Source organism: Allosphingosinicella sp. (assembly GCF_036387215.1).
GTDB lineage: Bacteria > Pseudomonadota > Alphaproteobacteria > Sphingomonadales > Sphingomonadaceae > Allosphingosinicella.
In genome coordinates this window covers 1-6,917 of the sequence record NZ_DASVUE010000154.1, presented here as the reverse complement: position 1 = coordinate 6,917, position 6,917 = coordinate 1, and the positions used below count along the sequence as shown (strand labels likewise).

8 protein-coding genes are annotated in these 6,917 nt (G+C 65.7%); 6 read left to right on the top strand and 2 right to left on the bottom strand.

The features are described 5' to 3' along the window. From VF662_RS06210 to VF662_RS06200, 3 genes are all read left to right on the top strand, one after another. Positions 1–1,005, top strand: a 1,005-nt coding sequence (locus VF662_RS06210; protein WP_464138941.1) for an SDR family oxidoreductase, incomplete at its 5' end; no start/stop codon positions are given. Beyond that, the gene (locus VF662_RS06205; RefSeq protein WP_464138939.1) at positions 1,002–1,478 is read left to right on the top strand and encodes a DUF2269 family protein; all 477 of its coding nucleotides are present in this window, start codon (positions 1,002–1,004) and stop codon (positions 1,476–1,478) included. The genes VF662_RS06210 and VF662_RS06205, both read left to right, overlap by 4 nt. Further along, a complete protein-coding gene (locus tag VF662_RS06200) occupies positions 1,475–2,002 on the top strand; it encodes a hypothetical protein (RefSeq protein WP_464138936.1) in 528 nt (175 codons plus the stop codon). The genes VF662_RS06205 and VF662_RS06200 overlap by 4 nt, the downstream gene beginning before the upstream one ends. Here VF662_RS06200 and VF662_RS06195 read toward each other — a convergent pair. Both VF662_RS06195 and VF662_RS06190 read right to left on the bottom strand, forming a co-directional pair. Beyond that, entirely contained in the window at positions 1,999–2,295 is a 297-nt protein-coding gene (locus VF662_RS06195) for a hypothetical protein (protein ID WP_464138934.1), read from the bottom strand. The two genes, VF662_RS06200 and VF662_RS06195, sit on opposite strands and share 4 nt — an antisense overlap. Next, positions 2,292–2,798 (bottom strand): hemerythrin domain-containing protein, encoded by a 507-nt coding sequence (locus VF662_RS06190; RefSeq protein ID WP_464138932.1) that lies wholly within the window; start codon positions 2,796–2,798, stop codon positions 2,292–2,294. Before VF662_RS06190 ends, VF662_RS06195 begins: the two co-directional genes overlap by 4 nt. A 79-nt stretch (positions 2,799–2,877) precedes the next feature. On the opposite strand from VF662_RS06190, the gene VF662_RS06185 reads away from it, so the two are divergent. The 3 genes from VF662_RS06185 to VF662_RS06175 all read left to right on the top strand — a co-directional run. Further along, positions 2,878–3,378: a CinA family protein gene (locus tag VF662_RS06185; protein WP_464138930.1), complete on the top strand. Its 501-nt coding sequence runs from the start codon at positions 2,878–2,880 to the stop codon at positions 3,376–3,378. Next, positions 3,378–5,429 (top strand): NAD(+) synthase, encoded by a 2,052-nt coding sequence (locus VF662_RS06180; protein ID WP_464138927.1) that lies wholly within the window; start codon positions 3,378–3,380, stop codon positions 5,427–5,429. Before VF662_RS06185 ends, VF662_RS06180 begins: the two co-directional genes overlap by 1 nt. A 177-nt stretch (positions 5,430–5,606) precedes the next feature. Next, positions 5,607–6,917: glycosyltransferase family 1 protein (locus tag VF662_RS06175; RefSeq protein WP_464138924.1), on the top strand; the 1,311-nt coding region annotated here is incomplete at its 3' end.

The window sequence follows — 6,917 nt, the reverse complement described above, 5'->3', positions numbered from 1 at the left end:
TGGCAGGCGTGCGAGCATGCGGGGGTGAGGCGCGTCATCCACTTCTCTGCGATGGGCGTCGATCGCGGCGGGCTGACCGATTTCTCCCGCACCAAGCTCAAAGGCGACGAGGCGCTGGAGCGGAGCGGCCTCGACTGGGTGATCCTGCGCCCTTCGGTGGTGGTCGGGCGCCAGGCCTATGGCGGCAGCGCACTCTTTCGCGCGCTCGCCGCTTTCCCGATCCTGCCGCGCAGCCCCGATGCGGGTCCGCTCGACATCGTGCAGCTGGACGATGTGATCGAGACGGTGGTGCGGCTGCTCGCGCCCGGCGCCCCCTCCCGGGTCGCGCTGGAGCTTCCCGGTCCGGACCGGCTCAGCTTCGAGGAGGTGGTGGCGCAGTATCGGCGGTGGCTCGGCTGGAAGCCGGCGAAGATCGTGTCCGGAGCGGGCTTTCTGATGGCAGCCGCCTATCGGACGGGAGATTTGATCGCGAAGCTCGGCTGGCGGCCGCCGATCCGGACGACGGCGCGGCGGGAGATCGTGCGCGGCGCAATCGGAGATCCGGCGGCATGGAAGCAGGCGACCGGGATTGAGCCGCGTTCGCTCGCCGCGGCGCTGGCCGCCGAGCCGGCATCGGTGCAGGAACGCTGGTTCGCCCGGCTCTACCTTCTGAAGCCGCTTGCGATCGGCACTTTCGCCTTGTTCTGGCTGTTGACGGGCCTGATCTCGCTCGGCCCAGGCTACGAGCTCGCGGCCGGCTATATGCGCCTTGCAGGCGCGGGGCCGCTCAGCGAGCCGAGCGTGATCGGCGGCGGCGTGGCGGACATATTGGTGGCGATCGGCATCGTCTACCGCCCCACCTCCCGGCTGGCGCTGATCGCCGCAATCCTGCTGTCGGTCTTCTACGTCGTGGCCGGCACGATCCTGCTTCCGCAATTGTGGCGCGACCCGTTAGGGCCGATGATGAAGATCTGGCCGATCCTCGCCTTCAACTTCCTCTGCCTGGCGATCCTGGACGAGAGATGACCGAATATTACGTCCTCAAATTCCTGCACGTGATCGGAGCGACGGTATTGCTCGGCACCGGCGCCGGGATCGCATTCTTCATGCTGCTCGCGCACCGGACGGGCGACACCAGGGTGATTGCAGGCGTGGCACGGATCGTCGTAATCGCCGATTATGTGTTCACGACGACGGCGGTGATCCTGCAGCCGATCACCGGGGTGCTGCTCGCACGGACCGTAGGCTATGACCTCACCGAGGGCTGGATCGTCGCCTCGATCGCGCTTTACGTCTTCACCGGCCTGTTCTGGCTGCCCGTGGTCTGGATGCAGTCGCGGATGCGGACCCTGGCGCGCGAGGCCGCGGCCGCGGATGCGCCGCTGCCGCCGGAATATCACCGCCTGTTCCGGCTCTGGTTCGCGTTCGGCTTTCCTGCCTTCGCAGCCGTGCTACTGATCTTCTGGCTGATGATCACGCGTCCGGAGATCCACCTTTGAACGACAGAAGATTGGGCCTCGGCAGCCGGATGCTGATCGGCGGGATCGCCGGCTTCGTCGGAACGCTGGCGATGACCGCGGCGATGCGGCGGATGCACGAGGCGTTGCCCGACAAGGAGCGCTACCCGCTCACGCCGCGGGAGATCGTGGATTCGACCTCGGAGCAGGCCGGAGTTCCGCTCACCGACGAGGCGGCCAAGGACGTCACCACCGCCGCCCATTTCGCCTATGGCGCGGCAAGCGGGGCTTTGCTGGGCGTCGCCAACGTGATGCTCGGCCCGATGTCGGGCGGCGTGGCGGGCACCGGCATCTGGCTCGGAAGCTATATGGGCTGGATCCCCGGCGCCGGCATCCTCAAACCCGCCAGCGACCATCCGCCGCGGCGCAACCTCCTGATGCTCGCGGCGCACGTCGTCTGGGGCGTCAGCACGGCCAAGGCGATGCGCGAGCTGGTGGAGGCGCGCGAAACGATCCTCGCTGAAGGCCCGGACCAGGATGCGCCCCCGGAGGGGCGGCGCACCTAATCGACGTGCGGGTTGAAGTTGGGCGGGTCGCTTGCGGGAAAGCTCTCGTCCGAGGCCTCGTCGACCTTGCCCCAGTCCTTGGGCGGATCGCGCATCGCCGAGGGGCCGGCGGGACGGACGTTGCCGGAATTTCCGACCGCTCCGTGCGCGCCGCCGCCGCTCAGCGCCGGGGCGTTGGGCTCGTCATCGCCGCCGCCGATCAGCCGGCAGCTGAGGAGATAGCCGAGGCCCGCCGCGCAGGCCGCTCCGAGACCGAGGGCGATGCCCTTCCTGTTGCTCCACTCCGGCATCATGCCTGCTCCATCGTCGCCATCTTCGCCGGCGGCAGGCCCTTGCTGCGCGCCTGTTCCTGCAGCTCCGCCTTCCGCTCCGCCATCTGCTCGCCGAGCGCGTCCATATCGACGTCGGTCTTGCGCGCCTGGCTGAAGAGGCTGCCCCATTGCTTCTCTTCTTCCTTCACATGGTGCTCGATCTCCTCCTGGAGGACCTTCACCTTGGCGTCGAAAAAGTCAGATTTGGAGCCGGAGCTCTCGATCTCGTTGATCAGCACCTTGGCGCCGTCATGCTCCACCAGCGCTTCGTCGATATCGTCGTCGTCCACCTTGCCGCGGATCGCGGGGTAGAAGATCTCCTCCTCAATGATCGCGTGGATCTTGAGCTCGGTGCAGATCTTCTGAGCGATCTTCTCCTTGGTCTTCTCGCCCGAGGTCTTCTGAAAGTCGCTGAACAGCGCCTCCACCTCGCGGTGATCCTTCTTGAGGAGCTCGATCGCGTCGAGCTTGTCCTTCTTGGCCATCTTTTGCCTCCTGTTGCGCTTCTGGAACATTCGGAGCAATGGACCGGTTCCCGCAGTCAAAGCTGCGCGAGGACCCGAATTGAACGACACCGAGACCCTGTCCCCACTGCTTCCCAACGAGACGGAAGAGGCGGCTCGAAGGATGCTGTCCAAGGCCGCGGAACGAGGGCTGAAGCTCGCCACTGCCGAAAGCTGCACCGGTGGAATGCTGGCGTCGCTGCTGACCGACGTGCAAGGCGTGGCGCATACGTTCGACCGCGGCTTCGTCACCTATTCCTTCGAAGCGAAGAACGAGATGCTGGGCATCCCGATGGATGTGATCGAACCCAACGATGCGGTGACGCGGGAGGTGGCGGTGGCGATGGCTGAAGGGGCGCTGGAACGGTCGCGGGCGAATGTCGCGCTTGCCATCACCGGCTTTGCCGATGCCGGAGTCGAGCCCGGGCTCGTCCATTTCGCCTGCGCCCGCGCAGGGCGGAAGACCGCCCACCGCGAGGAGCATTTCGGCCCCGGCGGGCGCGGCGCGACGCGGATCAAGTGCATGGCGGTCGCGATCGAGATGATGACGGAGATGCTGTGATGGCGAAGACGCCGCCGTTCGAGGCGATCCACCGCCACGGCTTCGTGCGGGTCGCCGCCGCGACCCCGGTCGCGAGCAGCGGCGATGTCTCGTTCAACCTCAAGGAGACGGTGGGGCTGGCGCGGCAGGGGCATGAGCGGGGCGTCGACCTGATCGTCTTCCCGGAACTCAACATCTCCTCCTACGCGGTCGATGACCTGCACCTGCAGGAAGCGTTCCTCGACGCGGTGGAGGAGGGGATTGCGGAACTGTGCCGGCAGACGGCGGACCTCTCGCCGGTGCTTGCGGTGGGGGCGCCGCTGCGGCGGAACGGTCGGCTTTACAATTGCGCGCTGGCGATCTCGCGCGGGCGCATCCTGGGCGTGGTGCCGAAGTCGTTCCTTCCCAATTACCGCGAATATTATGAGAAACGCTGGTTCGCGATGGGGTTCGGCCTCAACGGCATGGACATCGCGGTCGCCGGCCAGCTCGTCCCATTCGGCACCGACCTCATCTTCGCGGCCGAGGATCTGGACGACTTCATCTTCCACATGGAGATTTGCGAGGATTATTGGGCGCCGCAGCCGCCGTCCACAATTGGCGCCCTGTCGGGCGCGCTGATCCTCTGCAACCTCTCCGCCTCCAACATCACGATCGGCAAGGCGGACGAGCGGAAACTGCTCTGCGCCTCGCAAAGCTCGCGCTGCTGCGCCGCCTACATCTATGCGGCTTCCGGGCCGGGCGAGAGCACGACCGACCTCGCCTGGGACGGGCAAGGATCGATCTACGAGTTCGGCGAGATGCTCTGCCACAGCTCCCGCTTTTCACGAGAGCCCGAGCTGTGCGTCGCCGACATCGACGTCCAGCGGCTCCGGCTCGAGCGAATGCGGATGGGCACGTTCAACGACAATGCGATCGCCGCCGGGCACCCGGAGAAAAAGGCGCGGCGCATCCATTTCGAGCACCGGCCGAGCTTCAAGGACATCGGGTTCGAGCGGAAGCTGCGTCGCTTCCCCTATGTGCCGAACCGCCCCGAACAGCTCGATCAGGATTGCTACGAGGCGTTCAACATTCAGGTGCAGGGCCTCGCCCGGCGCTTCCAGGCGACATCCGGCAAGCATCTCGTCATCGGCGTCTCGGGCGGGCTCGACAGCACCCACGCTCTGATCGTCGCTGCGAAGGTGTGCGATTACCTGGAGCTGCCGAGGACGACGATCCTCGGCTTCACGATGCCGGGCTTCGCCACCGGCGACACCACCAAATCCAACGCTTGGGCACTGATGAAGGCATTGGGCGTCGTCGGCGAGGAGATCGACATCAAGCCCGCCGCCCGGCAGATGCTCGGCGACATGGGGCATCCGTTCGCTTCGGGAGAGCCGGTCTACGACGTCACTTTCGAGAATGTGCAGGCGGGGCTCCGCACCGATTATCTGTTCCGCCTCGCCAACCAGCGCGGCGGCTTCGTCGTGGGCACCGGCGACCTTTCGGAGCTCGCGCTCGGCTGGTGTACCTACGGCGTCGGCGACCAGATGAGCCATTACGGCGTCAATGCCGGCGTTCCGAAGACTTTGATCCAGTATCTCGTCCGCTGGGCGATCAAATCGAACCAGTTCGACGCCGAGACCGACCGGGTGCTGCAGGCGATCCTCGACACCAAGATCTCGCCCGAGCTGGTGCCGGCGGACGAAGAGGGGATGCAGAGCACCGAGGACCGGATCGGGCCCTACGAGCTGCACGATTTCTTCCTGTTCCACATCCTGCGGTCCGGCCAGCCGCCGTCGAAGGTCGCATTCCTCGCCTGGCAGGCCTGGCACGACATGGACAAGGGGCTGTGGCCGCTGGGCTTCCCGGAGCATCTGAAGCGCTCGTACGACCTCCCGACGATCCGCAAGTGGCTGGACGAATTCCTCTACCGCTTCTTCCAGACCAGCCAGTTCAAGCGCTCGGCGCTTCCGAACGCGCCCAAGGTCTCCGCCGGCGGCAGCCTCAGCCCGCGCGGCGACTGGCGGGCGCCTTCCGACGGCGTTGCAGGCCCGTGGCGCGAGGAGCTGAAGCGCGCGTTCGGAGATTGATCCCGCTTTGGCCGGTATTTGCTCCATTTCGCCGCAATGCAGCGAAAGCAACATCAGCAAAATCAAAGCTTTGATTTGTATGATTAACTCAGGTGAGGAGAGTAGAAGAAGAAGGCTGGAACTCGTTACGCTAGTGCGACGTTATCCCGGAAGTCCGTTCTAACTCAGAGGCTTCCATTGATCACGTTTTCCTCCGCCTCGTCACTGGGGCCCAATTACGATGCGGCTCCGCCCGGCAGCGACCAGGGCCTGATCTGCTTCTCCCATCTGCGGTGGAATTTCGTCTTTCAACGACCCCAGCATCTGATGAGCCGCTTCGCAAAGGAACGGCGCGTTATCTATTGGGAAGAGCCCGAAGCGGCGCTCGCGGGATGCGAGCCGGCCCTCGGCATCCGGACTTGCGCCGAAACGGGCGTCACCGTCGTCACTCCGTCGCTCCCGGAAGGTATGAGCGAGGAAGAGACGGAAAGCGCGCTGAAGGCGCTGCTCGATGAGTTTCTGACCGGCGAGGAGCAGCCGCTCGTCCGCTGGTACTACACCCCGATGATGCTGCCCTTCTCGAGGCACATCGAGGCTGCCGCCACCGTCTATGACTGCATGGACGAACTCGCCAATTTCCGCTTCGCCCCGCCGACGCTGCTCGATCTGGAGCGTGAGCTGTTCGCAACCGCCGACGTCGTCTTCACCGGCGGCTACAGCCTCTACGAAGCCAAGAAGGACCGTCACCCGAACGTCCACCCGTTCCCCTCCAGCGTCGATCGCGCCCACTTCGCCCAGGCAAGGGCTGCTTCGGAAGGCCCGGCGGACCAGGCCCAGCTGCCGAAGCCGCGCTTCGGCTTCTACGGCGTCATCGACGAGCGGATGGATCTGGAGCTGATCGGCGCGGTCGCGGACGCGCACCCGGAATGGTCGATCGTGATGGTCGGCCCGATCGTCAAGATCGATCCCGCCGAGCTGCCGCGCCGCGCCAACATCCACTATGTCGGCGGCAAGAGATATGAGGAGCTGCCGCACTATCTCGGCGGCTGGGACGTCGCGTTGATGCCGTTCGCGATCAACGACTCGACGACCTTCATCTCGCCGACCAAGACGCCGGAATATCTGGCCGGCGGCCGCCCCGTCGTGTCGACTCCGATCAAGGACGTTGGACGCCATTATGGCGATCTCGACGCGGTGTTCATCGCAGATGGCGCGGAGGCGTTTATCGCGGCGTGCGAGAAGGCGCTGGCGCTTTCGCAGGGCGACGATGAATGGCTGAAGGACGTGGACGCGAAGCTCGCCAACCTCAGCTGGGACACGACATATGCCCGGATGGCCGGGCTCCTCCGGGAGGTGGTCGCTCCGGCTGCCGCCGGGCCGCGGCTCGTCACGACCGCCGGCAAGAAGAAGTACGACTATCTCGTCGTCGGCGCCGGCTTCGCGGGCTCCGTGCTCGCCGAGCGGCTTGCAAGCCAGCACGATGCGCGCGTGCTCGTCGTCGACAAGCGC

Coding starts and splice junctions, on each gene's coding strand:
- VF662_RS06195 (WP_464138934.1), bottom strand. CDS start 2,295: ATGATGCCGGAGTGGAGCAACAGGAAGGGCATCGCCCTCGGTCTCGGA.
- VF662_RS06190 (WP_464138932.1), bottom strand. CDS start 2,798: ATGGCCAAGAAGGACAAGCTCGACGCGATCGAGCTCCTCAAGAAGGAT.
- VF662_RS06180 (WP_464138927.1), top strand. CDS start 3,378: ATGGCGAAGACGCCGCCGTTCGAGGCGATCCACCGCCACGGCTTCGTG.
- VF662_RS06205 (WP_464138939.1), top strand. CDS start 1,002: ATGACCGAATATTACGTCCTCAAATTCCTGCACGTGATCGGAGCGACG.